The sequence below is a fragment of the Luteococcus sp. H101 genome (assembly GCF_038433155.1).
Taxonomy (GTDB): Bacteria; Actinomycetota; Actinomycetes; order Propionibacteriales; family Propionibacteriaceae; genus Luteococcus.
On record NZ_JBCDMW010000008.1, the window covers coordinates 1 to 26,994 of the forward strand.

General features: G+C 68.8%; 26 protein-coding genes. 7 read left to right on the forward strand and 19 right to left on the reverse strand.

Annotation, left to right across the window (positions count from 1 at the left end):
* Positions 1-505 precede the first annotated feature (505 nt).
* The 7 genes from AAEX60_RS02510 to AAEX60_RS02540 all read right to left on the reverse strand — a co-directional run bounded on the left by AAEX60_RS02510 (position 506) and on the right by AAEX60_RS02540 (position 8,089).
* Positions 506-1,723 carry a phosphatase domain-containing protein gene (locus AAEX60_RS02510; RefSeq protein WP_342100959.1) on the reverse strand — a complete coding sequence of 406 codons (1,218 nt, stop codon included), beginning with the start codon at positions 1,721-1,723 and terminating at the stop codon, positions 506-508.
* Positions 1,720-2,646 (reverse strand): diacylglycerol/lipid kinase family protein, encoded by a 927-nt coding sequence (locus tag AAEX60_RS02515; protein WP_342100961.1) that lies wholly within the window; start codon positions 2,644-2,646, stop codon positions 1,720-1,722. The genes AAEX60_RS02510 and AAEX60_RS02515 overlap by 4 nt, the downstream gene beginning before the upstream one ends.
* Positions 2,647-2,683: 37 nt before the next feature.
* Positions 2,684-3,259 carry an HhH-GPD-type base excision DNA repair protein gene (locus AAEX60_RS02520; RefSeq protein WP_342100963.1) on the reverse strand — a complete coding sequence of 192 codons (576 nt, stop codon included), beginning with the start codon at positions 3,257-3,259 and terminating at the stop codon, positions 2,684-2,686.
* Between the two features lie 21 nt (positions 3,260-3,280).
* Entirely contained in the window at positions 3,281-4,255 is a 975-nt protein-coding gene (locus AAEX60_RS02525; RefSeq protein WP_342100966.1) for a hypothetical protein, read from the reverse strand.
* 167 nt (positions 4,256-4,422) lie between these two features.
* Positions 4,423-5,823, reverse strand: a complete 1,401-nt coding sequence (gene lpdA / locus AAEX60_RS02530) for a dihydrolipoyl dehydrogenase (protein WP_342100967.1) — start codon at positions 5,821-5,823, stop codon at positions 4,423-4,425.
* 62 nt (positions 5,824-5,885) lie between these two features.
* Positions 5,886-6,485 (reverse strand): hypothetical protein, encoded by a 600-nt coding sequence (locus AAEX60_RS02535; protein ID WP_342100968.1) that lies wholly within the window; start codon positions 6,483-6,485, stop codon positions 5,886-5,888.
* A 104-nt stretch (positions 6,486-6,589) separates the two neighbouring features.
* On the reverse strand, positions 6,590-8,089 hold the full coding sequence (locus AAEX60_RS02540) for an alkaline phosphatase (RefSeq protein WP_342100969.1): 1,500 nt from the start codon (positions 8,087-8,089) through the stop codon (positions 6,590-6,592).
* A gap of 268 nt (positions 8,090-8,357) precedes the next feature.
* Here AAEX60_RS02540 and AAEX60_RS02545 point away from each other — a divergent pair, with 268 nt between their 5' ends.
* The gene (locus AAEX60_RS02545) at positions 8,358-9,887 is read left to right on the forward strand and encodes a helix-turn-helix domain-containing protein (RefSeq protein WP_342100971.1); all 1,530 of its coding nucleotides are present in this window, start codon (positions 8,358-8,360) and stop codon (positions 9,885-9,887) included.
* Between the two features lie 68 nt (positions 9,888-9,955).
* Here AAEX60_RS02545 and AAEX60_RS02550 read toward each other — a convergent pair whose 3' ends face one another.
* Together AAEX60_RS02550 and pdxY are read right to left on the reverse strand one after the other, a co-directional pair.
* Positions 9,956-10,519, reverse strand: a complete 564-nt coding sequence (locus tag AAEX60_RS02550; protein ID WP_342100973.1) for a 2'-5' RNA ligase family protein — start codon at positions 10,517-10,519, stop codon at positions 9,956-9,958.
* The gene (gene pdxY / locus AAEX60_RS02555) at positions 10,489-11,358 is read right to left on the reverse strand and encodes a pyridoxal kinase PdxY (RefSeq protein WP_342100975.1); all 870 of its coding nucleotides are present in this window, start codon (positions 11,356-11,358) and stop codon (positions 10,489-10,491) included. Before pdxY ends, AAEX60_RS02550 begins: the two co-directional genes overlap by 31 nt.
* 122 nt (positions 11,359-11,480) lie before the next feature.
* Between pdxY and AAEX60_RS02560 the strand changes: the two genes are divergently transcribed.
* From AAEX60_RS02560 to AAEX60_RS02570, 3 genes are all read left to right on the forward strand, one after another.
* Positions 11,481-12,014 carry a PGPGW domain-containing protein gene (locus tag AAEX60_RS02560; protein WP_342100977.1) on the forward strand — a complete coding sequence of 178 codons (534 nt, stop codon included), beginning with the start codon at positions 11,481-11,483 and terminating at the stop codon, positions 12,012-12,014.
* Between the two features lie 43 nt (positions 12,015-12,057).
* A complete protein-coding gene (locus tag AAEX60_RS02565; RefSeq protein WP_342100979.1) occupies positions 12,058-12,861 on the forward strand; it encodes a glycerophosphodiester phosphodiesterase in 804 nt (267 codons plus the stop codon).
* 129 nt (positions 12,862-12,990) lie between these two features.
* Positions 12,991-13,323, forward strand: a complete 333-nt coding sequence (locus tag AAEX60_RS02570; RefSeq protein WP_342100982.1) for an RNA polymerase-binding protein RbpA — start codon at positions 12,991-12,993, stop codon at positions 13,321-13,323.
* 150 nt (positions 13,324-13,473) lie between these two features.
* Here AAEX60_RS02570 and AAEX60_RS02575 read toward each other — a convergent pair whose 3' ends face one another.
* From AAEX60_RS02575 to AAEX60_RS02590, 4 genes are all read right to left on the reverse strand, one after another.
* Complete coding sequence (locus AAEX60_RS02575) at positions 13,474-14,031, reverse strand: FxsA family protein (protein WP_342100983.1); 558 nt, start codon at positions 14,029-14,031, stop codon at positions 13,474-13,476.
* Positions 14,032-14,037: 6 nt separating this feature from the next.
* The gene (locus AAEX60_RS02580; protein ID WP_342101104.1) at positions 14,038-14,868 is read right to left on the reverse strand and encodes a polyprenol monophosphomannose synthase; all 831 of its coding nucleotides are present in this window, start codon (positions 14,866-14,868) and stop codon (positions 14,038-14,040) included.
* 75 nt (positions 14,869-14,943) lie between these two features.
* Positions 14,944-16,581, reverse strand: a complete 1,638-nt coding sequence (gene lnt / locus AAEX60_RS02585) for an apolipoprotein N-acyltransferase (RefSeq protein ID WP_342100984.1) — start codon at positions 16,579-16,581, stop codon at positions 14,944-14,946.
* On the reverse strand, positions 16,565-17,017 hold the full coding sequence (locus AAEX60_RS02590; RefSeq protein WP_342100985.1) for an Lrp/AsnC family transcriptional regulator: 453 nt from the start codon (positions 17,015-17,017) through the stop codon (positions 16,565-16,567). Before AAEX60_RS02590 ends, lnt begins: the two co-directional genes overlap by 17 nt.
* A gap of 43 nt (positions 17,018-17,060) precedes the next feature.
* Between AAEX60_RS02590 and AAEX60_RS02595 the strand changes: the two genes are divergently transcribed.
* The gene (locus tag AAEX60_RS02595) at positions 17,061-18,014 is read left to right on the forward strand and encodes a 5'-3' exonuclease (protein ID WP_342100987.1); all 954 of its coding nucleotides are present in this window, start codon (positions 17,061-17,063) and stop codon (positions 18,012-18,014) included.
* 42 nt (positions 18,015-18,056) lie between these two features.
* Here the strand turns inward: AAEX60_RS02595 and metW are convergent, their stop codons facing one another.
* From metW to AAEX60_RS02610, 3 genes are read right to left on the reverse strand one after another with little or no spacing between them, the layout of a single operon-like run.
* Positions 18,057-18,677 carry a methionine biosynthesis protein MetW gene (gene metW / locus AAEX60_RS02600; RefSeq protein WP_342100990.1) on the reverse strand — a complete coding sequence of 207 codons (621 nt, stop codon included), beginning with the start codon at positions 18,675-18,677 and terminating at the stop codon, positions 18,057-18,059.
* Complete coding sequence (gene metX, locus AAEX60_RS02605) at positions 18,674-19,870, reverse strand: homoserine O-acetyltransferase MetX (protein WP_342100991.1); 1,197 nt, start codon at positions 19,868-19,870, stop codon at positions 18,674-18,676. The genes metW and metX overlap by 4 nt, the downstream gene beginning before the upstream one ends.
* Positions 19,867-21,171: an O-acetylhomoserine aminocarboxypropyltransferase/cysteine synthase family protein gene (locus AAEX60_RS02610; RefSeq protein ID WP_342100992.1), complete on the reverse strand. Its 1,305-nt coding sequence runs from the start codon at positions 21,169-21,171 to the stop codon at positions 19,867-19,869. The genes metX and AAEX60_RS02610 overlap by 4 nt, the downstream gene beginning before the upstream one ends.
* Positions 21,172-21,329: 158 nt before the next feature.
* On the opposite strand from AAEX60_RS02610, the gene AAEX60_RS02615 reads away from it, so the two are divergent.
* Positions 21,330-21,998: a TetR/AcrR family transcriptional regulator gene (locus AAEX60_RS02615; protein WP_342100994.1), complete on the forward strand. Its 669-nt coding sequence runs from the start codon at positions 21,330-21,332 to the stop codon at positions 21,996-21,998.
* A 16-nt stretch (positions 21,999-22,014) separates the two neighbouring features.
* Here AAEX60_RS02615 and AAEX60_RS02620 read toward each other — a convergent pair whose 3' ends face one another.
* Positions 22,015-22,530 (reverse strand): SRPBCC domain-containing protein, encoded by a 516-nt coding sequence (locus AAEX60_RS02620; RefSeq protein ID WP_342100995.1) that lies wholly within the window; start codon positions 22,528-22,530, stop codon positions 22,015-22,017.
* An 81-nt stretch (positions 22,531-22,611) separates the two neighbouring features.
* On the opposite strand from AAEX60_RS02620, the gene AAEX60_RS02625 reads away from it, so the two are divergent.
* On the forward strand, positions 22,612-23,565 hold the full coding sequence (locus AAEX60_RS02625; RefSeq protein WP_342100997.1) for an SPFH domain-containing protein: 954 nt from the start codon (positions 22,612-22,614) through the stop codon (positions 23,563-23,565).
* Between the two features lie 84 nt (positions 23,566-23,649).
* On the opposite strand, the gene AAEX60_RS02630 is transcribed toward AAEX60_RS02625, so the two are convergent.
* A complete protein-coding gene (locus AAEX60_RS02630; RefSeq protein ID WP_342100998.1) occupies positions 23,650-25,398 on the reverse strand; it encodes a hypothetical protein in 1,749 nt (582 codons plus the stop codon).
* 158 nt (positions 25,399-25,556) lie between these two features.
* A complete protein-coding gene (brnQ, locus tag AAEX60_RS02635; protein ID WP_342100999.1) occupies positions 25,557-26,897 on the reverse strand; it encodes a branched-chain amino acid transport system II carrier protein in 1,341 nt (446 codons plus the stop codon).
* Between the last annotated feature and the right edge of the window lie 97 nt (positions 26,898-26,994).

A 26,994-nucleotide genomic window follows, 5' to 3' on the forward strand; every position in this document is an offset into this window, starting at 1 on the left:
CCACAAAAGGGATCCAATCAATGGCCACGGGTAAATTTAGGCATTGACCTTAGACACGCTGTTGAGTTCTCAAGTTTCGGGCACGACCCGCGCTCACATCCCACGACGCTCGCTTGGGGCAACTCGACCAACCTTACCGGACTGTTTCGAGACGTTCAACTTCCCGATTTCACCCGGTGGAATTCAATGAACTGAATCCCCGACAGTTTCCTTCGCTGCATTTCTGCAACTCGTGAAACTCTAGTTGTTTTGAATCGTGGAGGCAAATCCTGCGATTCATTGATTTCTTGGAAATGCAGCCGCTCCGCACATCAGTTGGTGTGGGAGTGGCAGACATTGCCCGGCTCCGCCGCCCGGGGTGAACCCCGGCTTGCGAGAGCTGGATCAGCATACACAGTCCGCGGGACCAGCGCAAGGCAAGCGCGGCGGCACTCTCGCGCCCCGGGAACCTCTTGGTCACAGTCGTTTCGCGCCCCTGGCCCGGGCGGCTGCGCTGGCCGGGCGGTCAGCGCGCGTCGCGGGGCGGAGCGTCGGCGATGTCGCGTTCCAGCAGCTCGCTCATGCGGTCCTGCTGTGCCTGGTCCTGCCACGGGATCTCGCTGATGGCCCGGCGCGCCTCGGCCACCACATGCTCCCGGCCCGCGGCGGAGATCAGCCCCAGCTCCAGTGCCTTGTTGGCGGCGCCCACATAGGTGTCGTGGAACCAGATCTTCCGGCTGGCGTACTCCGCCCGCTTCTCGTCGGGAGTGGCCACCACGTCATGGATGAAGACCGCGTCCATCGCCCCACCGTAGGACTCCCAGAGCTTCTCCCCCACCTTGACGTCGCCCTGCCCGGAATCCCCCATGAAGGTCATCCGGTACTCCGGGAAGAGTTTGATGTAGTGATCGATGTTCTCCAGCTTCTTGCCAGCCATCGAATCCAGGGTGAACAGGTTGAACAGGCTCCCAGACATCAGGGACAGGTCCGCGATGCCGGCCTTCTTCAGGCTCTCCCGGGAGTGGTTCTCCACCAGACCGAAGAAGTCGCCGGGGCGGGCCGTGACAAAGGTGAGGTCCCCCAGGCTGGTGGGGTCGTCGTCGGGGCCGCGGTCCAGCGCCTCCTGGAAGGCGAGCACCCCGGGATACAGGGTTCCCCTGGGGTAGCGCTTGTCGTGCAGCTTGCAGAAGACGGTGTCGTCGATGTCGGACAGCACTTTCGCTTCGCCCGTCGAAAGGTCCTGGCCCTCGCTGGAGATGTGGTCCAGGATCCGTTGCCGGACCCCGTCGTCATCGATGTCGATGAAGACCAGACCCTCCAGGTCATGGTGGTCATTGCGCAGGTTGATGATGTTCTTCAGGTGGGTCAGCTCCTGCCCGTGCAGCTGGCAGATCAGGTCGGCGATCCGGCGTTCCTCGTCGGTGCTGGTGCGCCCCGTCTGCAGCGCGTGGATCAGCGCCGCCGTGGCATGCAGTTCCAGTTCCCCGGAGCGACGGTCCACCAGGATCTCCAGCAGGGCCCGGTGGTTGTCGGGACCGACGATTCGGTTGTCCAGTGCCTGCACCAGCCGCTCGGCACCCCGCTCGTCGAGCAGCTCGTTGAGTTGCTCGGACGGCAGCTCCTGCACTAGGGAGAGGATGCGTTGTTCGTCATGCTCCCTGGTGCGATGGGAGAGCAACTCCCGGACCAGCTCGAGGGCGGCCCCGTGCGGATCCGTGGCCTTGGGTGACTCTGCGGCATTCATCTGGTCATTCCTTTCGTGCGGGGGGCGGGGCGACGCACCAGCAGCGCGCCGGGGTCCACCCGGATGTCGACCTCGACCACGGGCCCGAAGACATCGCCGTCGAGTTGCAGGGCGGTGGGCTGGTCCGGCACCAGGTGCACCCGACGGGCAGTCCCGTGTACCAGCACCGGGGTGCGGGCGGTCCGTCGGGCACCGGCCACGGCCACCGGCAACCAGTGCCACAGGTGGGTCACCCGAGCCTCCATGGTACGGAGCTTTCCGTCGTCCAACCGGGCCTCGGGGAAGACCTCGATCCCCATCGGGATCCGGCCGGCATTGCCCACCAGGAAGCTCCACAGGGCGCGCGCGTGCGGCGTCTGGCCATCAATACCGATCATCATCCGGACCGGTGGGGCCACCAGATGGTGGGCGCCCGACTCGAAATAGGCAAGCCAACCGATCCGCCGCTTCAGCCAGAGCCGGGTGCCGCGGACCGTCTCCGCGTCGTGCCCCAGCCCGGCGAGCACCAGGAAGAGGTGCTCCCGGGAGGGCTGTCCGGGCAGCCCTGCGGTGCGGAAGCTGGCAACGCCCAGATCCAGGGCCTGTGCGCGGCCCCGGGCTGCGGCGTCGACGGCATCGTCCAGCCGACGTGGGGACAGCCCGAGGTTGCGGGCGAAGATGTTGGCGGTGCCCAGGGGAAGGATGCCCAGCTCAATTCCGGTGCCGCGCACCCGCTCGGCCACCGCCCGCACCGTCCCGTCACCCCCACCGACGATCACCAGGTCCGCACCTATGGCCAGGGCCTCCTCCGCCTGACCGCCGCCCGAGTCGTGCCGGGTGGTGTGCAGGATCACCGGGTCCGGCCAGCCCTCGTCGCGGGCGCGTGCGAGCAGACCGCGTACCGCCCGCCCGTACTGCTTGGCGACGGGATTCAGGACCGCCACCGGACAAGCGGGAAGGCCGGCCCGGAGGGGATTATCCTCAGCCATCCTTGGCTGCGCGGGCCGCTGCCTTGGCGGCCTTCTTGGTCTCGCGCACCTTGAGCAGGGACTCCGCGTCGGTGATGTCGGCCACCGAGCGGTAGCCGTCCTGGGCGTACTCCCCCGCCGCCTGCTGCCAGCCCGCGGCCTGCAGGCCGCGGCGCTTGCCCAGCAGGGCCAGGAAGATCCGCGCCTTCTGGTCTCCGAAGCCGGGCAGGCCCTTCAACCGCTTCAAGACCTGGGCGCCGTCGCCCTCCGCCCACACGCTGCTGGCGGAGGCGTCGTACTCGTCGGTCAGCACCTGGCACAGCTGGTGCACGCGGGCCCCCATGGATCCCGGGAAGCGGTGCACCGCTGGCTTCTGGGCGCACAGGGCCACGAAGTCCTGTTCATCCATCGCGGCGATCCCGGCGACGTCCAGCCGCCCGCCCATCCGCTCGGCGATCACCGCCGGCCCGCTGAAGGCCTTCTCCATCGGAATCTGCTGGTCCAGGCACATTCCGATCAGCAGGGCATCGTCGCTGGTGGCCAGCAGCTCGTCGGCCGCCGGATCCCCGGTGAGGTGGAAGTCGCTCATGCTGGGAAGCCTAGCCCGCCCTCATTCAAACAGGATGTACTCCGGGGTGGGCTTGAGGGCCATCACCTCGGCCGGGGTCATCAGCCGCCCACCGGTCTGGACGTCCTCCTGGTAGAAGAGCTTGAAACCGCCATGCACGAACTTGGGCTTCTTGGCCACCACCCGCTGCCAGGTGTCCACCTTGGCCCCGGGAGATCCAATCCCGTCCACCGACTTGATCATCACCACGCCCTTGGCCGGCTTGAGTGCGGGCTCGTTGACCACCACCCCCTCATTGAGCTGGTGGTACAGCATCACCTTCTCCGGCAGGTTGTGCCTGGCCACCAGTTCGGCCACCCACTGCGCGGACTCGTTCAATTCGCTGGCCTTGACGTGCCCGAAGGTCTTCATCGGAACCTCGCCCGGACCCATCCGCCATTCCGGATCCAGGGCCAGACCGACGTCGGGCTCCTTCAGCCAGCGCTCGTAGGCCTTGATCTCGGCCGGGAAGGTGGCGCGACCCGGCTGGATGTTGAGCAGCAGCATGGCCTTGTGCTTGCGAGCCACCGTGAGCCACTCCTGGATCACGGCGTCGTCGATCCGGCTGCGGTACATCCCGTCCTTGCCCGGCGAGCCATGCACCGTGGTGGCAATCAGTTCCATGATCGGCATCACGGTTCGGCCCTTGGCATAGGGCTGGGCGCGCTTCTCCATCTCCACCACCCGATCCTGCAGGCGGCCGATACCGAGCCTCCCCTGGCCCTCCGCCCCGGGGGCCCCGGAATAGCCAAAGAGCCGGTAACTGGGGAAAATGGTCCGCCCGCCGCGAGGAAGCTCCTTGGCTTCCGGCGTGGGGCTGGGGGTTGGCGTGGGCGACGCGGACTCGGCGGCCGTAACCGACCCCGAGGCCTGCTGACCAACCTTTTCATCCGCGGCGTCGGCGGAGCAGCCGGCCGCCAGCAGACTGGCGAGGAGGGCGGCAACCGCCAGGGAATGGGTGGGAGTGGGGAAAGCCATGATCAGAAACTAGCGGACCATGGTGAATTCCCGGCCTCGCCATGCTGAGCCGGACAGCATGGCGCCCCACGGAAACACAGTTCCGTGGGGCGCATGCCACCGCCACCGGGCTTCGACCCCTCGACAGGCTCGGGGACCGCAGCTCTACAGGCGCGGGGCGGAGTCGATCAGAAGTTGATCATGTGGCCGACGACGCCCTCGGCGGCCTCCTTCATGGCCTCGGACAGGGTCGGGTGGGCATGCACCGTGCGGCCGATCTCGTCGGCGCGCAGGTCGTACTGCTGGGCCAGGACGAACTGCGGGAGCAGCTCGGTGACCTCGGGGCCGATCATGTGGGCGCCAAGGATCTCGTTGGTCTTGGCGTCGGCGACGAGCTTCACGAAGCCGACGGCCTCGCCCATGCCCCAGGCCTTGCCGTTGGCGGTGAAGGGGAACTTGCCCACCTTCACCTCGTAGCCCAAGTCCCGAGCCTGCTGCTCCGAGTAACCCATGGACCCGATCTGCGGCTGGCAGTAGGTGGCGCGCGGGATGAAGTCGTAGTTGACCGGGAAGGTCTCGGCGCCGGCGATGGTCTCGGCGGCGACGACACCCTGGGCCTCGGCGACGTGGGCCAGCATCATCTTGCCGGTGCAGTCACCGATGGCGTAGATGCCGTCCACATTGGTGCGCAGGTAGTCGTCGACGGCGATCGCGCCGCGGTCAGTGAGCTGCACACCGGTCTTGTCCAGCCCGAAGCCCTCGGTCCGCGGGGCGAAGCCCATGGCCTGCAGGAACTTGTCGGCCTCCAGCACCTGCTCGTCGCCGCCCTTGGCCGGCGCGACGGTGACCTTGACGCCGGAGTCAGTGTCCTCGACGCCCTTCACGGCGGTGGAGGTGAGCACCTTGATGCCCAGCTTCTTGTAGGCCTTCTGCAGCTCGGCGGAGATCTCCTTGTCCTCCGCCGGGACCTGGCGGTCCAGGAACTCGACGATGGTGACGTCCACGCCGTAGCTGTTGAGGACATAGGCGAACTCGGTGCCGATGGCCCCGGAACCGCCGATGATGATGCTCTTGGGCAGCTCCTCGGCCAGGATCTGCTCCTTGTAGGTGACCACGTTCTGGCTGACCTCGGTGCCGGGCAGCAGCTTGGTGGTGGCGCCGACGGCGATGATGCAGGCGTCGAAGGTGACGTCCTCGGTGCTGCCGTCCTCCTTGGCGACGCTGATGGTCTTCGCGTCGGTGAAGGTGCCCCAGCCGGAGAACTCCTTGATCTTGTTCTTCTTCATCAGGTAGTGGATGCCATTGACCATCCGGTCGCTGACCTGACGGGACCGGGAGAAGGCCTTGCCGTAATCGGCCTTCATCTCACCGGACAGGCCGAACTTGTCGGCGTCCTTGGTGACGATGTGCACGATCTCCGCATTGCGCAGCAGGGACTTGGTGGGGATGCAACCGACATTCAGGCAGACGCCACCCCAGTACTCCTTCTCGATGATGGCGACCTTCTTGCCCAGCTGGGCGGCGCGAATGGCGGCGACATAGCCACCGGGGCCTGCGCCAAGGACAACGACGTCAAAGTGTGAGCTCATGTCTTCACTCTAGGGCAGTGTGCTGGTTGCTGTTCCGCGACGGGCGCATCCGGCGGACAGACTCATTCGTTGACCAGAACCGGAACCCCGACGCTGGCCGAGACGGCCTTGTCCGCCAACTCCTTGGGCACCGCGATGGTGAAGTCCGTGGTGTGGAAGTAGTTGGGGGTTGCCGGGCCCGAGGCGGCATGGTCATGCTCTTCCGCGGCATGGTCGTGCGCCCCGTCCAGGTGGTGGGTGAACCGGGCAGTTCCCAGCAGCTTCCCGTCGGCGTCGTGGAAGCCGGCCAGCACCTGCAGCTCCAGCAGCTCGGAGACATCACTGGTCACGGTGACGGCGCCGGTCAGGTTCCCGTCGGCCAGCTTCAACTTGCTCAGGGTGAAGCGGTTGTCGAAGGGGCCCTTGGCCTGCACCACACTGCCCGGTTTGGGCGCCAAGCCTTCCATGGAGGCCAGGGTGGGGTCCCCGGTGGGGGTGGCCAGCCCGGGCAGGCTGGTGGCGACGGCGCTGCTGGGATCCGGTGGGGTGGGCTCCTCGTCGCTGCCACAGGCCGACAACCCCAGTCCCAGGCCAAGCACCGCAATGGCCAGGGCGGTGCGGACCGATCGGCCGGGGCCGAGGCTTCGTCGGGTGCGGATGGTCTGGGGCTGTTGCGGTGACATGACTTCCTGGGGTTGCTGGGACGGGACGCGACCCGTCGGGACGGACCCGGGGGTCGCACGGCAAGTCTGCCGCGCGACCCCCGGGGTGGAGCCGGATCAGCGGGTCACTTGGTGACGCGCAGGGCCTGGCCGACGATGTCGAACAGGTCGGTGTTCTCGATGGAGCCGGCGACCTTCTGGGAGCCGGGGCCGTAGCCGTAGACCGGAACATCGGCACCGGTGTGGTTGCCGGACAGGTAGCTCAGCCACAGGCTGGCGTCCTCGGAGCCGTCCGTGACGCCGGCGGCGTCATCGGGGGTGCGGAAGGTGGCCGGGCCGAAGTTGGCCGGGTCATTCTGGCCGGCGCCGTTGATGATGCCGCTGGAGCGCTTGGGATCCAGCTTGCCGCCCTTGGCCCGGGCGGGCACGGAGTTGTTGGCGGGGTTGCCGGAGTCCACATTGGCGGGCGGGGTGGCGGCCTCGGCGTTGGTGTAGGTGCCCTTCTCGATGATGTTGAAGCCGGCGCACTCGTGGTCCGCGGTCACGATCACCATGGTGTGCTTGTCCTTCTTGGCGAAGTCCAGCGCAACCCGCACGGCCTCGTCGAAGGCCTTGGTCTCCTCCAGGGTCTGGGCGGCGTCGTTGGCGTGCGAGCGCTTGTCGATCAGGGCGCCCTCCACCTGCAGGTAGAAGCCCTTCTTCTTGCCCTTGTTCGTGTTGAGCAGCTCGATGGACTTGCGGGTCATCTCGGCCAGGTTCGGCTCCTTGGCCTCCGCCGAGGCCGGGTTCTCCCGCTTGGACTTCTCGATGGTCAGGTTGCCCTTGTTGTACAGGGCGAAGACCTTGTTGGTCTTCTTCTTCTGGACCTTGACCCGATCCATGTCCCGCTCGGTGGCAACCCGCTGGGAGGCCGGGGAGCCGAGCACCGTGTAGCCTTGGGCCTTCAGCGCCTTCTCGTCGGCGGCGTCAAAGCGGCTCAGGCCACCGCCCATGATCACGTCGGCCACGCCATTGCGGGCAATCTGGTCCGCCACGGGGGTGACCCGGATGTCACTGGTGGGCAGCTCCTTGCCGGTCACCTCGGTGTTCTGGCAGGACTTGGCGGAGTACTCCGGGCCCTGGCAGCCGCGCATCAGCACATGGCTCATCTGGCCGGCCGGGGTGGCGTCGGTGATCTCCGCGGTGGAGACATTGCCGGTGCGGTAGCCGGCCTTCTTGGCCAGCTCCATCACGGTGGCCTTGGCCTGACCCTTGCCGTCGACACCCAGCGCGGCGTTGTAGGTCTTGACGCCCGAGGACCAGGCGGTGGCGGCCGAGGCGGAGTCGGTCACGTAATTGGGCTTGAAATCAGGCTCACCGGGCTGGCCGGACTTGGGCTCGATGGAGTAGGTGCGGTTCTGGCCGACATTCGGCAGGGTCTCCATCACCAGCTTGCCGTCGGCGCCGTAGTAGCGCTCCCGGGCGGCGGTCACGTGGGTGCGGCCCATGCCGTCGCCCAGCAGGTAGATGACATTGCGGATCTCGCGCTCGTTCTTGCGGTCGGCGACGGCGACACCGGCGGCGGCCGAGGCGCCAAGGCTGGCAACCACGACGGCGGCGGCAGCCAGGCGGAAGGGCTTGTTCATGATGCTCCCTGTGGGGTGTTGGGTGATTCCTGAAGCCCGGAGCACGACAACCACAGCGGCCCAGCCATCCCCCGAACGCCGCAAAGGTAGCGACGTCAGACCGCGCACTGCGGGCGAACAGACATACAGCAGATGAACAGGAAACGACGAGATGCTCGGCATAGGCGCCGGCCAGCGGGGCTTCACGGAGCCCGGATGACGTCACGCAACCCGCCGACACAGCCACCCTGAATCGGCATTATCTCAACTGTGAGTTATCCTGAACGGCGTGACTGAGACCACCCCTGCCTCCATCGGCCGCCTGATCCGGGACGCGCGCAAGCAGCGCGGACTCACCCAGCACCAACTAGCCGATGTCCTGAACACGTCGCAGAGCGCGGTGCACCGGATTGAAGCCGGCAACCAGAACCTGAGCCTGGAGATGATCAACCGGATTGCGGAGGCCCTGGAGTCCCCGCTGATCACTCCGGCTTCCCACGGCACCATGAACTTCCGGATCCAGGGCGGCACCAAGCTGTCCGGCTCCATCGAGGTGCGCTCCAGCAAGAATGCCGCCGTCGCACTGCTGTGTGGCAGCCTGATCAACCGCGGCAAGACGGTGCTGCGCGGCATCGCCCGGATCGAGGAGGTCAACCGCCTGCTGGAGGTGCTGACCAGCATCGGCGTCGAGGCCACCTGGAATGACGACCACACCGACCTGACCCTGCGGCGCCCCGCAGATCTGGACCTGGATGCCATGGACGTGCAGGCCGCGCGCCGCACCCGCAGCATCATCATGTTCCTGGGCCCGCTGCTGCAGCAGTACAAGTCCTTCCGGCTGCCCTATGCCGGTGGCTGCAACCTGGGCGCCCGAACCATCGAGCCCCACCTGCAGGTGCTGCGCCCCTTCGGGCTGGAGGTGGAGGCCACCGAGGGCTACTACCAGGCCGACGTCGACGCCTCCAAGGTGGCCCAGGTGCGCCACGTCACGCTGACCGAGCGCGGCGACACCGTCACCGAGAATGCGTTGCTGGCCGCCGCCCAGACCCCCGGCGTGACCGTGCTGCGCAATGCCTCGCCCAACTACATGGTGCAGGACGTGTGCGTCTTCCTGCAGATGCTGGGCGTGAAGATCGAGGGCATCGGCACCACCACCCTGACCATCACCGGCGTCGAGGAGATCAACACCGACGTCGAGTACCACATCTCCGAGGACCCGATCGAGGCGATGAGCCTGCTGACCGCGGCCATCGTCACGGACAGCCAGCTGACCATCACCCGCTGCCCGATCGAGTTCCTGGAGATCGAGCTGGCCGTGCTCACCGAGATGGGCCTGCAGTTCGTGATGAGCGACGAATACCCCAGCCGCAATGACTTCACCCGCCTGGTGGACATCACCGTCCACCCGTCGACGCTGAGGGCGGCACAGGACAAGATCCACCCGCTGCCCTTCCCCGGGTTGAACATCGACAACCTGCCCTTCTTCGCCGTGATCGCCGCGGTGGCCGAAGGCCCGACGATGATCCACGACTGGGTCTACGAGAACCGGGCCATTCACCTGCTGGAGCTGAACAAGCTGGGCGCCAACTGCCAGCTGCTGGACCCCCACCGGCTGACCGTCACCGGCCCCACCCGCTGGCGTGGCCGAGACCTGGTCTGCCCGCCGGCCCTGCGCCCGGCCGTCTGCCTGCTGCTGGCCGCCCTGGCCGCCCGCGGCGAGACGGTGCTGCGCGACGTCTACGTGATCAACCGCGGCTACGAGGACCTGCCGATGCGCCTGAGCAAGCTGGGTGCCCAGATCGAGGTCTTCCACGAGTGAGACGTGCCGGCCCCGAAGATTCGTCGACGGGGCCACGGATGGCTGGGGCCGGTAACCCGGCGTCCGGCTCAGCCACCGGCCAACGGCCAGGATCCGAGCAATCGGGTCCTGGCCGTTTCGTACCACACCAGGTCCAGCCGATCAGCGCGGAAGGCCACCGGCAACAGCCCGCCCAGCTGCTCGGTGACCGTCGCGACACTGACGCCGGGGCCGATGGCGTCCAGCGTGACGTGCGGCTCGACGCCGAACTGGCCGCGATAGGGCTCGACGTCGGGGAAGGACTCCCGGGCCAGGGCAGTCAGCCCGGTGAAGGCCGACGCCGGTTCGGCCGGGCAGTGGATGATCCCGTTCGGGAAGACCGCCACCCCTCGGCAGTGGGCATCCACCGCAGGCATCCGCGCCACCAGCCCCGCAACCGTCGCCGGCTCGGGCGGCTGGTCGAAGGGGCCGAGCACGGTCACGTGGGCGTGCACGAAGCCCACCCCGGGCAGCTCACTGGTGCCCAGCAGCGACGGGTCGTAGTGGACATAGCGGCCGCGGACGAAGCCGTCCAGCGGCGGCACCGGGATCTGCAGCACCGCATGCCCGGGCCAGGACATGGTCAACCGATCCGGGTGGCCTGGAAGGTCCACTGAGGGTTGACGATCTGGTCCTGGGCCTGGATCAGCGCCAGCTCGTTGCGTCCCAGGTCGGCGGTCACCCGCAGCACGGAGTAGACCACCGACGCCGTCTCGGCCAGGGCCTGGCCCACCGGCAGGCCGGCCAGCAACTTGGCCAGGAAGAGGGCGCTGGTGATGTCCCCGGTGCCGGTGAAGTAGCCGTCGATCCGCGGGGTCTCCACCTGCCAGGCGCCGTCGGCGGTGACGGCCACCATCCGCATCTGGTCGTCGGCGCCCTCACCGTTGTCGCCCTGGGGAAGCCGGACGGAGGTGACCACCACCGTCTCCGGGCCGCGCTCGCGCAGCTCGTGGGCGGCGGCCAGCACGTCGGACATCGAGGTCATCGGGCGGCCCACCAGGAATTCCAGCTCGAACAGGTTGGGGATCAGGATGTCCGCGGTGGGGACCACCTGGTCCCGCATGAACTCGGGGATGCCGGGCAGGCAGTAGAAGCCGGTGTCCACGTCGCCCATCACCGGGTCACAGCAGTAGAGCGCCGACGGATTGCTGGCCCGCAGCCGCTCCACGGCGTCCAGGATCACCTGGCCCATGTCGGCACTGCCCTGGAAGCCGGACAGCAGCGCGTCGGCCTGACCCAGCACTCCCCGGTCCTCGATGCCGCGCACCACGTCGGCCACCTGCTCGGCCTCGATCAGCGGCCCGCGCCAGGCGCCGTAGCCGGTGTGGTTGCTGAAGTTCACGGTGAGCACGGGCCACATCTCCACGCCCAGCCGCTGCAGGGGGAAGACGGCGGCCGAGTTGCCGACATAGCCGTAGGCGACGTGGGACTGGATGGACAAGATGGTGGTCACCCGCGCGATTGTGCCACCTGATGCCCGTCCGGGTGCCGTCAACGCGCCTGCGACCACGGGTGGAGACGGATCCGGACCGCGGGCGGTTGGGGGCGCGCCCCGGCTCTGGCATGCTCTAGGACATGCAGCGCCACCCCGCCCCCGATTCCCCGGCCACCGTCGCCGAGGTGGATGCCGGCGGGTCCGCCCCCGGGGACGCGATTCCGGTGGACCTGGCCGACGACTTCACCCCGGTGGCACAGAAGGGCACCCGGGACTGGCAGAAGGACCGCTGGGCCTGGCGCGCCCGGATCCGGGCCAACCCGATTGCCCTGTTCTGGTACCGGATCGGCGTGGCCCTGGTGGGGCTGCTGATGATGATCGGTGCCGCCCTCACCGGCTGGCTGCCAGGCCCGGGCGGCATTCCGTTGTTCATGCTGGGCCTGGTGGTCTGGTCCAGCGAGTTCACCTGGGCGCACAACGTGATGATGTGGTTCAAGCGCGCCTTCGACTGGTTCCTGGGCTGGCCCGCCCGGGCACGGCAGATGTTCATTGCCGGTTGCATCCTGTGTGCCCTGGCCACCTGGTACGGGCTGGCCGTCTGGCACGGGGTGCCGGCGTGGCTGCCGGAGGCCCTGGCCCGTCAACTGGACCGGTTGCCCGGGGTGGAACGCTGAAGCAGGCGGCTGACCACGGCCCGGACTGGCTAGGGTGAAGGCCATGCAGGCCAGCGACTACCCCTATTTCCAGAAACCCTTCCTTGCCCTGGCCCACCGTGGCGGCTCGGACTGGCCGGCCAACCGCGGCCGGGAGAACACCCTGCACGCCTTCGGTCAGGCCGTCGCCCTGGGCTACACCCATCTGGAGACCGACGTGCATGCCACCCGCGACGGGCGGCTGGTGGCCTTCCACGACGACGTGCTGGACCGGGTCACCGACGGTCACGGTTCGGTGGCCCAGACCGATTTCGCCACACTGCGTCGGGCTCGGATTGCCGGAATCGACCAGATCCCAACGCTGGACGAGGTGCTGGAATCCTTCCCGCAGGCCCGGATCAACATCGACATCAAGGCCCCCGGCGCCGTGGAGCCATTGGTGGAGTGCCTACGAGCCCACCGTGCCCAGGACCGGGTGTGCGTGGGTTCCTTCGGCGCCCGTCGGCTCAACCGCTTCCGACGATTGATGGGGGGCCGGGTGGCCACCGCCGCCGGCCCGGTGGGGGTGGCCTGGGCCGCCCGGATGCCAGTGCTCCCCCGGCTGCTGGCCAGCCCGGGCGTCGCGCTGCAGATCCCGGAGGAGACCACCGTGCGGGGCCGTCGGGTGCGCATCCTGACCCCTTGGCTGCTTGACGCCGCGCACAGACGTGGCAAGGTGGTGCACGTGTGGACCGTCAATGACGCCACACGGATGCACCAGCTGATCGACCACGGGGTCGACGGCCTTGTCACCGACGAGATCGGGGTGCTGCGGGAGGTGCTCGTGGAGCGCGGACTGTGGCAGCAGGGGCCGCTTCCCCACTGCTGAGCGGGCAACCCGCGAGGGAACAAAGCCAACCCTCCGCTCGTTGTGCTCAGTGTTGGACACCCCCGCAAGCCGGGGTTTGGCGAGAATCCGCAGGACCAGGCAGTCGGGGGCGACAAGGAGGAACGACCAATGGCAGATCGAGCACTACGAGGGATGGGCCTGGGAGCCAAGAGCTTCGAGGACGAGGAGGGCATCGAGTTCGCGGCCCGGCAGACGATCGGCTTCGACTGCTCCAACGAACACCACTTCGAGGTGACCTTTGCGATGGAGGCCGAACTTCCGGCCGAATGGGAATGCCCGCGGTGCGGCGCACAGAGCCTGCGCAGCGACGGCACCCAGCCGGAGGAGAAGGTGACCAAGCCGCAGCGCACCCACTGGGACATGCTGCGGGAGCGGCGCAGCATCAAGGAGCTGGAGGTGCTGCTGGCCGAGCGGCTGGAACTGCTCCGCAAGGACCAGTAGGAGCCCTTCCACCCAGAGTACGAAGGAGCCCGAATCCCAGTGGGATTCGGGCTCCTGTGCTGTTCCTTCGCTCGACGGGCTCGGGGGCCGAGGAGGGGCAGGGCCTCGACGGGCTCGGCCACCGTGGGCACCGTCATCCGCCTCCCCCGTTCACAGAACGGTGCCGGTGATGGCCGGGGGTTCGCCGTCGTCGGCGCCACGACGCTGCGGTTCGGTGCGCGACGCGGGAGCGTCGACCGTCTCCCCGGGGATCACCTCACCGTCGATGGTCATGTCCGGGCGGCCACGTGCCTTGAGCAGGTCCAGGTTCACCCCGGCCCGGTTGGCCTGGCGGGCGGCGAAGATCCCCACCAGATTGCGGGCCAGCGGCCGGGTCAGGGGCAGCAGGAAGACCAGGCCGAACAGGTCGGTGACGAAGCCGGGCAGCAACAGCAGCACGCCGCCCACCAGCACCAGCGCGGCATCGGTCAGCTCGGCGGCCGGCATCCGGCCACTGTTCAGGGTGGCGCTCAGCGCCTTCCACGCCCGGGAGCCCTCCCGCTTCATCAGCCAGCCGCCGAACATGGCCTCCACCACCAGGATGCCGATGGTGGGCACCCCACCGATGGCGTGCGCGGTGCGGATCAGCAGCCAGACCTCGGCGATCGGCACGATCACCAGCAGCGCCACCAGCAGCGGCAGCGCCCAGCCATTGCGTCGCGGCGCCATGACGGCTCAGCTCCCGGAGCTCTTCTTCTGGGCCAGCTTCTGCTTGGCCTGGTTGACCAGCGGCTCGGCCTTCTGGGCGCCCTTGCCGGCCAGATTCTTGAGCTGCTGGGCCCGGAACTCCGCACCCCACAGGGTGGTGCGGATCAGGGCCTCGGTGACGATGTCCTTGCTCATCTTGGACTCGCCGCGCTCACGCTCGATGAACTCGATCGGGACCTCGACGATCTTCAATCCCGCCTTGGCCACTCGCCAGGCGAGGTCCAGCTGGAAGCAGTAGCCGGCGCTGGCAATCTCATCCAGGTCGATGGCCCGCAGGGTGGAGGCACGGAAGGCGTTGAAACCGCCGGTGATGTCCTTGACGTCCATTCCGGTGCACAGCCGGGTCCACAGCGAGCCACCGCGGCTGATCAACAGCCGGCTGGTGGGCCAGTTCACCACGGAACCGCCCTTGACGTAGCGGGAACCCTTCACCATGTCGGCGTCCTCCAGGGCTTCCAGGATGGCGGGCAGCTGCTCGGGCTGGTGGGAGCCATCGGCGTCGTGCTCCACCAGCACGTTGTAGCCGTGATCCAGCCCCCAGTGGAAGCCGGCCAGGTAGGCGGCGCCCAGCCCCTGCTTGCCCTTGCGGTGCATCACGTGGATGTGCTCGGGATCGGCCTCGTGCAGCCGGTCGGCGATCTCCCCGGTGCCGTCGGGCGAATTGTCGTCGGCGACCAGCACGTGGGCGTCGGGGACGGACGTGCGCAACCGGGTGACGATCGGTTCGATGTTCTCGGCCTCGTTGTAGGTCGGGATGATCACCAGCACCTTGTCGGTCGGTTCCCTGCGGTCCACCATGTTCTTCCCCTGTTCTCGATCAGCACTGGCCGGATCAACCCCGCGCACCCCTCGTCGGGTGCCGGTCATACCAGTCTACTGAGCGCCCAAGGACGGCCGACGGCGGGCGCGCGCGGCGGCCAGGCAGATTGTCAGGGCGGCGAGCCCGCTGGCGGCCAGCTCGACGGCGGGGCCGGTCCGGACGGCGGGCGTCACACCGTCGCGCCGCGGCACGGTGAAGGTCCGGGCATCCGCGGTGCCCTCCCGGGTCAGGCCCGTGACGCTGCCGTCGGGATGCACCAGGCCGGACAGGGAGTTGGTGGTGGACACGACGATCTCCCGGCGCAGCTCCATGGCCCGGGCGCGGGTGATGGCGAACTGCTGCTGCGGCTGGGCGGTGCCGGTGTAGGTGCCGTTGTTGGACTGCACCACCAGCACCTGCGCGCCGTGGCTGACGGTGTCATGCACCGTGGAGTCCCAGGCCAACTCGAAGCAGACCACGTCACCGATCACCAGCGGGCTGCCGTCGGGCAGGACGACGTGGAGGGTGCCGGGCGTGCTCCCCGGGATCGACTGGGCCCCCACCTGGCTGAGCACCGGCAGGATCGGCAGCAGCTGCCGGCGCAGCGGGATCCACTCCCCGAAGGGCACCAGGTTGCGCTTGTCATAGCGGGCCTGCACCTCGCCGTCGGTGGACCACCACAGGGCGCTGGTCTGCCGCTCGTCGACGCCCGGGCCCTCCATCACCGCGCCCACCAGGATCGGCAGGCCGGCAATCCGGCTGGCCCGCTGCACCAGCCCGGCGGTCTGGGCGTCCTTGGTGGGGTCGACGTCGGTGGAGTTCTCCGGCCAGAGGACGAAGTCCGGCGTCGGGTCCAGCCCGGCGCGGGCCCGGGCCATCAGGGTCACGGTCTGGCTGACGTGGTTGTCGGTGACGGAGCGGGCATAGCCCATGGCGTGCGGACCGGCCGAGCCATCAACATTGCCCTGGACCATCCCGATGTGCACGCTGCGGGTGCCGGGGTCTGGTTCCTCGACGGGCACCAGCCGCCCCGCCAGCGGCGCCCCGGCCACCAGCGCGACGGCCAGGGCCGGGGCCAGCAGCCAGCCGCGGGGCCGGGTGCGCAGCAATGGGGGCAGGGCCGCCAGCAGGTGGGCGAGCAGCGCCACCACGAAGCTCACCCCGCCGACCCCGATCACGGGCAGCCAGCCGGCCAGCAGCGAATCCACCTGGGTGTAGGCCAGCCGCAACCAGCCGAAGCCGCCGAAGGGGACGCGCCCGGCACCGAACTCGGACAGTGACCAGGCACAGGCACCCAGGGCCGCACCCGCCACCGGGTTGCGGGTCAGCCGGTGGGCGGCGGCGATCCCCACGCCCGCGAGCGCCTGCCACAACGCCATGAAGCACAACAGTGGCGGCACCACGTACCAGCCGATCACGTAAACCCAGTGCAGGGCGACGATCCCCTGCCCCAGGCCGAACCACCAGCCCAGGGCGGCGGCGCGACGAAGGAGGCCGGCGGTGGTGGTGGGTCGGGCTGCCACTCCTGGACGGGCTCGGGGATCGGGTTCCGAGGCCGCTCGGGGAACGGGTGCCGGGGCCGTCCGGCCGACCAACCAGGAGAAACCGGCCAGCGCGACGATGATGGCCGGCCACCAGCCCAGGGACTGCCACGCGCTGCCCGCCAGGGCTCCCAGCAGCAGCGCGAACGGCCGTTCAGGAAGCCGGCGCATTGAGCATCGGCCGGTCCCGGAAGATCGTCGTCAGCACCACCGTGGTGACCGTCGTCACATTGGCGGCGGTCCGGATCCGGGTCAACAGGGCGTCCAGCTCCGCCGGCGTGCCGACGTGCACCTCCAGCAAGTAGGAGGCGTCGCCCGCCACGGAATAGCAGGACGCGATCTCGGGCATCCCCTCCAGCTTGCCGGGGGTGGCCTCGTCGGTCTCCGGGTCCAGCGGACGGATGGAGATGAAGGCCGTCAGGTTTCGGCCCAGCGACTCTGAGTTGATGGTCGCGTGGTAGCCGGAGATGATCCCGCGCTGCTCCAGCCGTCGCACCCGCTGCTGCGCCGCGGACGTGGACAGCCCGGTCTCGCGGCCGATGTCCGTGTAGGACATCCGTCCTTCCCGCGCCAGCAACGCCAAGATCTGCTGATCTGTGCTTTCCATGGGCACATCGTGACACTATTTTCAGGTGTCCAGCGCCCAGCTCATGATTTTTGACACCGCCTCCCTGTATTTCCGGGCCTTCTACGGTGTCCCGTCCAGCATCCGTTCCCCCCGGGGAGAACCGGTCAATGCCGTGCGCGGCCTGCTGGACTCCATCGCGCGGCTGGTGGAGCAGTACTCCCCCGACGCCCTGGCCTGTGCCTGGGACAATGACTGGCGGCCGGCCTGGCGGGTGGAGCTGCTGCCCAGTTACAAGACCCACCGGGTGGCGGGCGGCCAGGTGGAGGCTGCCGGCGTCGGCGTCGTGGGCGCCGGGGCCCTGGCTGCGACGGGCGGACTGACGGAGGATTCCCCCGAGAGTCTGGCGCACCAGGTGCTGGTCATCCGGGAGGTGCTCGCGGCGCTCGGGATCGCCGTCATCGGGCGCGACGGCTACGAGGCCGACGACGTGATCGGCTCCCTGGCCAGCCAGCACGACGGGCGATCACTGGTGGTGACCGGTGACCGGGACCTCTTCCAGCTGGCCGGCGAGCGGACCAGCATCATCTACGTCGGCAAGGGCGTCGCGAAGCATGACCTGGTGGACCCGGCCTGGGTGCAGGCCAAGTACGGCGTGCCCGCCAGCCGCTATGTGGACTTTGCGGTGCTGCGCGGCGACCCCTCGGACGGGCTGCCCGGGGTGAAGGGGGTCGGCGACAAGTCTGCCGCCCAGTTGGTGGAGAAGTTTGGGGACCTGGAGGGCATGCTGGCCGCGGCCGGCGACCCGGCGTCGGGGATGAGCCCATCGCTGCGCAGCAAGCTGGCCGCCGCCGTGGACTACCTGGGCCCGGCGCGGGAGGTGGTCCGGGTGGTGCCGGACCTGCCCCTGCCCGAGCTGGCCGATGGGTCACTCACCCTGTCCGCGGAGCGGATCGACCGTCGGGCGCTGGACGCGCTGGACGAGCGGTGGGGCCTGGGCGGGTCCAAGGACCGGATCCTCCAGGCGCTGGGCGCCTGAGGCGGCCCCAGGACCTCGACAGGCCAGGCCACCGAGACAGGATCAGCGGGTGAGGACGTAGAGCCCGGCCCCGGCCAGCAGGTTGGGCCGGGCCCCGGCCAGACGGCTGCGGTGGCCCCCCTCGTCCAGGGCGATCCGCTGTTCCACCGTGAGCCGCATCCGGGCGAAGAAGCGCTCCAGGTCCACCAACGTCGCGTGGTGCAGGTTCGGGGTGTCGTACCAGGTGAAGGGCAGGTCCTTGCTGCGCGGCATGTGGCCGCTGACCAGCCGCAACCGGTGCCGCCACAGCCCGAAGTTGGGCATGGAGACCACCATCCGGGGCGCGATCCGGGCCATCTGGGTGAGCACCTGTTGCGGGTGGCGCACGGTTTGCAGGGTCCGGCTGAGCACCACGACGTCATAGGAGTCGTCGGAGAACTGCTCCAGCTGAGTGTCGATGTCCAGTTCCAGGAGCGGTACCCCGCGCCACAGGGCGCGCAGCACCTCGTCGGGGTCCTTCTCCACCCCCGTGCCGTGGCAGCTCTTGGTGCGGACCAGGACGTCCAGCAGCTCTCCCCCGCCGCAGCCCAGGTCCAGCACCCGCGAGCCGGTGGGCACCAGGTCTGCGACGAGTTCCAGGTCTGGCCGCAGGCCGTAGCGATGGGCACCGCCGTGGGTGGTCATGGGGTCACCGTCCGTCCGCTGTGGATGTGGGGGTGGCTGGCCGATTCGCAGTCGATGAAGGCCCGCACCGTCTCGTGGTAGGCGGGGACATTGAGCAGGAAGGAGTCGTGCCCCCACGGCGAGCGGAAGTCCCGGAAGCTGACCGGCAGCCCACCCGACTCCAGCACCCGGGCGATCCGCATGGAGTGCTCGGTGCTGAACCGCCAGTCCGTGTCGAAGCTGGCCACCAGGTAGTTCACCGGGTGCTGCTTCACCAGGTCCAGCGCGTCGGGCCGGGCAAAGGGGTCGAAGTAGTCCATCACCCGGGTCAGGTAGAGGTAGCTGAGGGCGTCGAAGCGGCTCAGGAAGGCCTCCCCCTGGTGCTCCAGGTAGCTCTCGACGGCGAAGTCCACCCCGAAGCCCCGGATGCTGTCCTCGAACTGCGGGCGGCGGCCGAACTTCTCGTCGAAGCCCTCCTCGCTGGTGTAGGTGATGTGCGCCATCATCCGGGCGATCGACAGCCCGACGTCGGGATTCTCCCCGGCCGCGGCGAAATTGCCGCCGTGGAAGGACTCGTCGCGCATGATCGCCTCCCGGCCGACGGCGGAGAAGGCAATGTTCTGCGCGGTCAGCCGGCTGGTGGAGGCGATCACCACGGCATTGCACATGTCGGTGGGGTACTTCAGGGACCAGTCCAGGGCCTGCATGCCGCCCATCGAGCCGCCCACCACCGCATGCCAGCGTCGCACGTCGAGGTGGCGCGCCAGTTCCCGATGAACGGTGACGAAGTCGGTGATGTCCAGCAGCGGAAAGTCCAGGCCCCACGGTTCACCCGTCGCGGGATTGGGCGAGGATGGCCCAGTGGTGCCCTGGCAACCGCCCAGCAGGTTGCTGCACACCACGAACCAGCGATTGGTGTCGATCGGCTTGCCGGGGCCGATCAGGTTGTCCCACCAGCCGGGATGTCTGTCGCCCTCGTGCCAGCCGGCGGCATGGGCGTCGCCGGTCAGCGCATGGCAGATGTAGATGCCGTTGTCCCGGCCCTGGTTCAGCTCACCGTAGGTCTCGTAGGCGACGGTGATCGGTCCCAGGGTCTGGCCATTGGCCAGCACCAGGGGCTCGTCGGGGCTGAACAGTTCCACCCGCTGGGTGGCCACCAGCCCCAGGCCGTCGTGGCCGGGGAGGCCATCCGGACGCTCGTCGGATGGGCTCACCGGCTGGCCTCCAGGGCCTGGTCCAGATCGGCCACCAGGTCGGCGACGTCCTCGATCCCGATGCTGAGCCGGACCATCTCCCCCGGCACCCCGGCTGCCACCAGTTCCTCCTCGGTGAGCTGGGAGTGGGTGGTGGTGGCATTGTGGATCACCAGGCTCTTGGTGTCGCCGATGTTGGCCAGGTGGCTGAACAGCTGCAGCGAGTCGACGAAGCGGGAGCCCGCCTCCCGTCCGGCCTTGAGACCGAAGCTGACGATCCCGCCGTAGCCCTCACCGGTCAACACCCGGTCCGCGACCGGCTTGTGCGGGCTGGATTCCAGGCCCGGGTAGTTCACCCACGCGACGTCCGGATGGGCCTCCAGGTGCTGCGCCACGGCCAGCGCATTGCTGGAGTGTCGCTCCATCCGCAGGTGCAGGGTCTCCATCCCCTGCAGGAAGAGCCAGGAGTTCATCGGCGTCTGGGTGGCGCCGGTGTTGCGCAGCAGCACGGTGCGCGCCCGGGTGATGTAGGCCGCGGGGCCGGCGGCGTCGGTCCAGACCACCTCGTGATAGGCGTGGTCGGGCGAGGTCATGTTCGGGAAACGGCCGGCATTGGCCGTCCAGTCGAAGTTCCCGGAATCGACGATCACGCCGCCCATCGCGGTGCCGTGGCCGCCCAGGTACTTGGTGGCGGAGTGCACCACCACGTCGACCCCGTGCTCGAAGGGCCGGCACAGGTAGGGCGTCGGGACGGTGTTGTCGATCACCAGTGGCAGCCCCAGCGCGTGCGCCGCCGCGCTCCAGGCATCCAGGTCCACCACGTTCAGCGTCGGATTGCCGATGGACTCACCGAAGACCAGCTTGGTCCGTTCGTCCACCACCCCGGCCAGGGCGTCGGGATCCGACGGGTCCACGAACCGCGCCTCGATCCCGAACTGCGGCAGGGTGTGCGCGAACAGCGCGAAGGTTCCGCCGTAGAGGGTGGACATGGCGACGATGTTGTCGCCCGCCCCGGCCAGGTTCAGCACGGCATAGGTCACTGCGGCGGCGCCCGAGGCGGTGGCCAGCGCCCCCACCCCGCCCTCCAGGGCGTTGATCCGCTCCTCGAAGACACTGGTGGTGGGGTTCATGATCCGCGAGTAGATGTTGCCCGGCTGGGCCAGCGAGAACAGGCTGGCGGCGTGCTCGGTGGAGTCGAAGGTGAACGCCGCGGTCTGGTAGATCGGGACGGCGCGGGACTTGGTGGCCGGGTCGGAGGTCTCCTGGCCGGCGTGCACGGCCAGGGTGGCGATCCGTCGCGGGTCGGTGGGCGGGGTGCTCAAGGGAGTGCTCCTTCCAGCCCCGGCTGGGGCAACGGGCCTCAGGCTAACCGCCCTTGTGACGACGGCTGGCCGGCCGCCACCATGTGGCCAGCCCAGGGGCTTTCGGGACCATGCGGTCAGCTAGATTGGTCGGACACCCCCTGCCGGAAGGATCCACGGTGAAGCTTCGCACCGGCCTCGCGTCGCACTCCCCCGAGCTGCCCCTGACCGCCCGGGGCCGGGTGGATGGACGCAGTGCCCGCAAGGTGGCAACCCGCCGCAAGATCATCCGGGCCGCCAGTGAACTGTTCGCCGAGCAGGGCTACACCGGCACCTCGATGGAGCAGATCGCCGACCTGGCCGGTGTCAGCAAGGGAACCATCTTCTACAACTACCGGAACAAGGCGGACCTGTTCGAACAGTTGGTCAAGGAGGCGGCCAGCACCATCGCCGCCGACATCGAGGCGGCGCGGGAGGGACGTCGTGGCTGGGATGCCCTCTCCGAGGCGGTGTGGCGGGTGCTGCAGGCTGCCGACGCCGCCCCCGCCCCGGCCCAGGTGATTGTCACGGAACTCTTCCGCACCCAGCGCCCGTGGGCCGAGAGCCTGACAGAGGCCCGAGAGGTGCTGATGCGTCCCTTGATGGCCATCATGGCCGAGCTGGGCGAGGACCGCGCGGCCGCCACCGGGAGCCGACTGCTTCCCACCGAGAACCTGGGCAATGTCACCATGCCCTTGCTGGGTGCCCTGGTGGTGGCGACGCTGGACCGGCGCGCCTTCAACCCGGACATGCCGCTGGAGGCGGTGCACGAGGTGCTGACCACCGCGATCAGCGGTTTGCGCGTCTGAGCCGCACCCCGGCACGTCAGGCGGGCGCCACCTCCAGCAGCTCCGCGTAGCGTTCCCGCAGCTCTTCCCAGCCGTGGTCCAATGCGTCGGAGCCGACGCAGCGCTCCGTCTGGATCCCGGCCAGCTGCCGGCCCAGGACGGTCAGGCAGAGGTGCCAGCCGGCCGCCAGGCCCGGGATCTGCTGCGGGTCCGACGGCTCGTGCACCAGGTTCAGCTGGGTGCCCGCACCCGAGGGTGCCAGCTGCCAGGTGAGCCGTTCGGAGCCCCAGGCGTGCTCCAGGAACCACAGGGCCCGAACATCGGTCACGGCGGCGTCCACCGGCTCGTCGCCCTCCTGCTCCCGGCTGGTGGCCGGGCCCACCGCGTCCAGCGGCCGGTCCGGCACCACGGGCGACCACTGGGCCAGCAGCTCCGGCTGGGTGATCCGTCGCCACACCTCGTCCTGGTCGACGGGCAGCAGACAGGTCAGGGTCAGCACGCCCAGCCGAACACGGGCGGGCGTCAGGGGGGCGTCGGCGAAGCTCTGGATCATGCGGACATTCTTGCACCAGCCGTGGGTGGGCAGCCCGGTTCACCCGTCGCGATGATCCCCGGTGGGCCTACAGTGGACGGCATGTTCCTCCTAGCCACAGCGTTGGTCGTGATCGGCCTGATCGCCCTGTTCTCCGCCCGCGGCCTGTCCGCCCAGCCGTCCGTCACCGCCGCCAGCAAGGGCAAGCCGGCCAAGAGCGGCCCCGCGCCCCGCGCCACCGCCCGGGTGCTGGGCATCGGCAGCCTTGGCCTGGGGTTGTTGGCCCTGGCGGCCTCCTGCATCACGCTGGTCCCCACCCAGCAGGTCGGCATCCGGGTGGCCTTCGGCCGACCCGTCGGCACCATGCAGAACGGCCTGCACGTCAAGGCGCCCTGGGAGCGCGTGGTGAAGATGGACGGCACGGTGCAGATCGACGACAACCTGGGCGACTCGCGCACCGAGATCCGCCTGGGGAACCAGTCTGTGGCCTATGTGCAGAATGCGGTGCGCTGGCGGATCAAGTCCGACGCGGCCGACCGGCTCTACCGGGACCACAAGACCTTCGAGCGGATTGGTCCGGCCCTGCAGGAACAGGAGCTGTCCGCGGCGCTGAACGAGGCCTTCAAGGACTACAACCCGCTGGCCACCGCCACCGGCGACGCCAAGAGCCTGGACAGTGTGGCCGAGCAGGTGAAGAAGCGCCTGACCGAGAAGATCGGTGACCGGCTGGTGATCGACTCGGTGATCATCCCCAAGGTGGACTTCGATCCGCAGACCCAGAGCCGGATCGACGCCTACCAGACAGAGGTGGGCAACACCCGCATTGCCGAGCAGCGCAAGAAGACCGCCCAGGCCGAGGCCGCCGCCAACAAGGAACTGGCCGCCTCCGTGAGCAAGGACCCCAACGTGCTGGTCAGCAAGTGCCTGGACCAGATGGCGGAGATGGTGCAGAAGGGCCATCAGGTGCCGGTCGGCTTCTCCTGCTGGCCGGCCAGCGGCAGCAATGACGTGATCGTGGACACCACGACTCCCAGCGCCCAGCCCAGCAAGAAGTAGCCGGCATCGGCCGCGACGTACTGCGCCCCCGACACCGGGCAGGTGTCGGGGGCGCAGCGCGTGGTGCTGCCTTCGGTGGCCCGATCAGCGGATCTGGTAGATGTGGTAGCTGTTCAGGCTGGCGAAGCTGTCGGTGAAGGTCCCGTCGGCATTGGGCTTGATGGTGCGCTTCTCACCCACCACCTGGATGGTGCGGCCCTTCAGCTGCGCCGGCAGGGTGAAGGTGCGCTTGCCGGGCTTGACCCCGTCGGTGCTCATGGCAAAGACGTAGGCCGAGCCGTTGTGCACCTTGAGCATGGTCTCCAGCTGGGGTCCGAACTTCCACTGGTAGGACTGGGTGTTCAGGATCGGCGCCAGCGCCTGCACCTGGCGGTTCACCTCACCCATCGCCAGCACCTGGTCCCGGCAGGCGTATCCGGGGCGCTGCGCGTCCCGCAGGGCGTTGCCGGTGCTGCACTTGCCGCCGAAGGACTGGTTGAACCAGGCCAGACCCCGGGCCTCGTGGATGATCGAGCTCATGGCCGCGGCCTTGACCTCGGCGCCGGTGAGGTTGTGGAAGCTGGTGCCGTCGGCCGCCACGTCGACGTTCTCGATGAAGTTCCACACCGGCTGCAGCTTGCCGTCGCGGGCATCACGCCACCGCATGGACTGCACGGTGCGGCCGTAGTTCTGGGCCGTCGCGCAGGTCTGCTTGGTGAAGGGCGTCTGGTAGGCGAAGCCGTTGGGTTGCTTCCAGGTGCACTGCCCGGTGGAGAACCAGTAGGTGTCCAGGCTGATCGCGTCGGTGAACGTGTTGGCATAGGCGTCGGCCGCCTTGTTCCACGACGGGTTGTTGGCATGCCAGGAGATCAGCATGCCGGTGAAGTTGGCATAGCGGAACTTCTTGTGGTCGGGCAGCTTCTTGCTGATCCGGGTCAGCTCGGCCAGGCCGGCCTGAGGGCTGAAGCGGCCATCCACCTCGTCGTCCAGGAAGTCACCCACCCAGGCGGAGTCGGTGCGCGGCTGGCCCTTCACGCCCTGGCCGATGTAGCTCATCTGGTTGCGGGAGAACAGGCGGTGGTCCATGGACGGGTTGGTGACCACATAGGTGTTGATCCCCAGCGCCTTGTCCGTCTTCACCTCCGCGTCGGTGTTGGCCCCACCCCACCAGATGGCGATCGGGAAGTGGCCGGGCCTGGTCCAGCCGCCGCGCACCGCGTCGGGGAACTTGGCGTAGTAGGCCGGCCCGCCCTCCCAGGCCACCCGGGGCAGGCTCAGGGTGACCGCTCCGGTGGCGGGCTTGACCGGTTCAGTCGGCTTGGGGGTGGGCTTTGGCGTCGGCTTGGGGGTGGGCTTTGGCGTCGGCTTGGCGGTGGGTTTCGGGGTCGGCTTGGGAGCCGGGGCGGGCTTGGCCGCGATGGCGGACAGGCCGACCCCTCGACTGCTGGGCTTGCCGGCGCCGATGGTCACCTGACCGGCGGGGACGGTGGCGGCACCGCTGATCCGGCCGGTGAGCCGGACCCGCTTGCCGACCATGGCCGGGGTGATCTTGGTGACCAGGTTCACCCCACCCTTCCAACAGCCGGAGGCGTACCAGTTGACGGGCAGGCTGGCGGAGCCGGTACCCAGGGCGACGCTGTGGCAGTCGATGCTGCCGGACTTGGTGGGCGTGACGCGCAGGGCGATGTCACGCCCCACCTGGGCCTTGGTGATGGGGGCGCTGGCCAGCGTGAAGTTCTGCACGCCGACGGCTTGGGCGGGGGCGGCAGTGAGGCCGGCAGCGGTGAGGCTGGCGGCGATGGTGGTGATTGCGGCGCCTTGGACGGGCGCGCCGAAGCGGGCATGACGAGTCATGTCTGGGGGGTTCCTTCGGGTTTCGGGTAGACCAGTGCTGCCACGGCCCCCGAACTGGGCCGCCTGCTTGAGCAGGCACCTGGTGGGGGTCCGCCCGACGCCCCACCAGACTCACTGGGTCAGATGTTAGACATACTCGTCGTGTCGCCCCAAATCGTTCACTGCTTGGAAGCCCGGGGGATGAACAGGCCGAGAACAATACCCACCAGACCCGGCAGAATCCATCCAAATCCCAGCTCGAAACCGGGCAGGAATCCGCCGACGGCCAGGACCCCGTTGGAGACCGCGACGGGAATGCCGGGCAGGGTGGTGACCAGCGCCATCGCCGAGACCAGGCCGATCAGGCCAATCGCCAGCCGGTTGGGCCAGGGACGCTGCCCCAGCCAGCGGTCCAGCAGCGCCAACAGGATCAGCCCGACGGCCAGGGGGTAGAGCAACTGGAGCACCGGCACGGCTGCACTGATGATCCTGGCCAGCCCCACATTGGCCAACCCGAAGGCGACACCCGTGAACAGCACGGCCCAGCTCTTGGCGGACAGCCGCCCGGGAAACATGGCGCCGAACATCTGCACGCAGGAGGTGGCCAACCCGATGGCCGTCTTGAGGCAGGCCACCAGCATGATGGCGGCGGCCAGCGCATGCCCCACCGGCCCGAACTGGTGCTGTGCCACCGCGGACAGGGCCACCGCACCATTGGCGTCGCGCCCCACCACGGAGGTGGCGCGTGCCCCGAGCAGGGCCAGGGCGGCATAGATCACCCCCATGGCGAAGGCCGCCAGCACACCCGCCTTGGCCACCTCGACCGCCGCGCGCCCCGGCGTGGTCACCCCGAGCCGCCGCACCGCCTCCAGGATCACGATGGCGAAGGCCAGCCCGGCCAGGGCATCCATGGTGTTGTAGCCGTCGAGCACGCCCTGAGCGCCGGGATGAGCGGAATAGGCGCCGAGCGGCTGCGGCAGCGGACCGGCCGGGCGCCCCAACGAGACCACCAGCAGGATGCCCAGCAGCACCAGGAAGACCGGCGTGAGGTAGCGGCCGACGTAGTCCAGCAGCCGCCCAGGCCGCAGCGCCGCCGCCAGCACCGCGGCGAAGAAGACCAGGCTGAACAGCAGCAGGGCCAAGGTCTTGGCGTGGCCCGACAACCGTGCCCCGAAGGCCAGCTCGAAGGAGACGGTGGCGGTGCGCGGAATGGCGAAGAAGGGGCCGATGGTCAGGTAGAGCGCCGCGGTGAACCAGAGGGCGAAGCGGGGCCCGACCCGCTGCCCCAGTTCCAACAGGCTGGTGGCGTGCGCCAGCGCGGAGGCCACCACACCCAGGATGGGCAGGCCGACGGCGGCCACCAGGAAGCCCGCCACCGACACCCAAACCGCCCGCCCGGACTGCAAGCCCAGGGAGACCGGGAAGATCAGGTTCCCGGCCCCGAAGAAGAGGCCGAACGTGAGGGAGGCCAGCAACAGGGTCTGGCCGGGACGAAGACGGGCGTTGGCAGTGTGCGACACCGGCGCAGTATCTCGCACCGTGGGCCCACCGGCCCAGCCGGGGTGGAACCGGGCGGTCACAGGGGTGATCGGCCGCTTCAACAGGTTGCCGCAATTC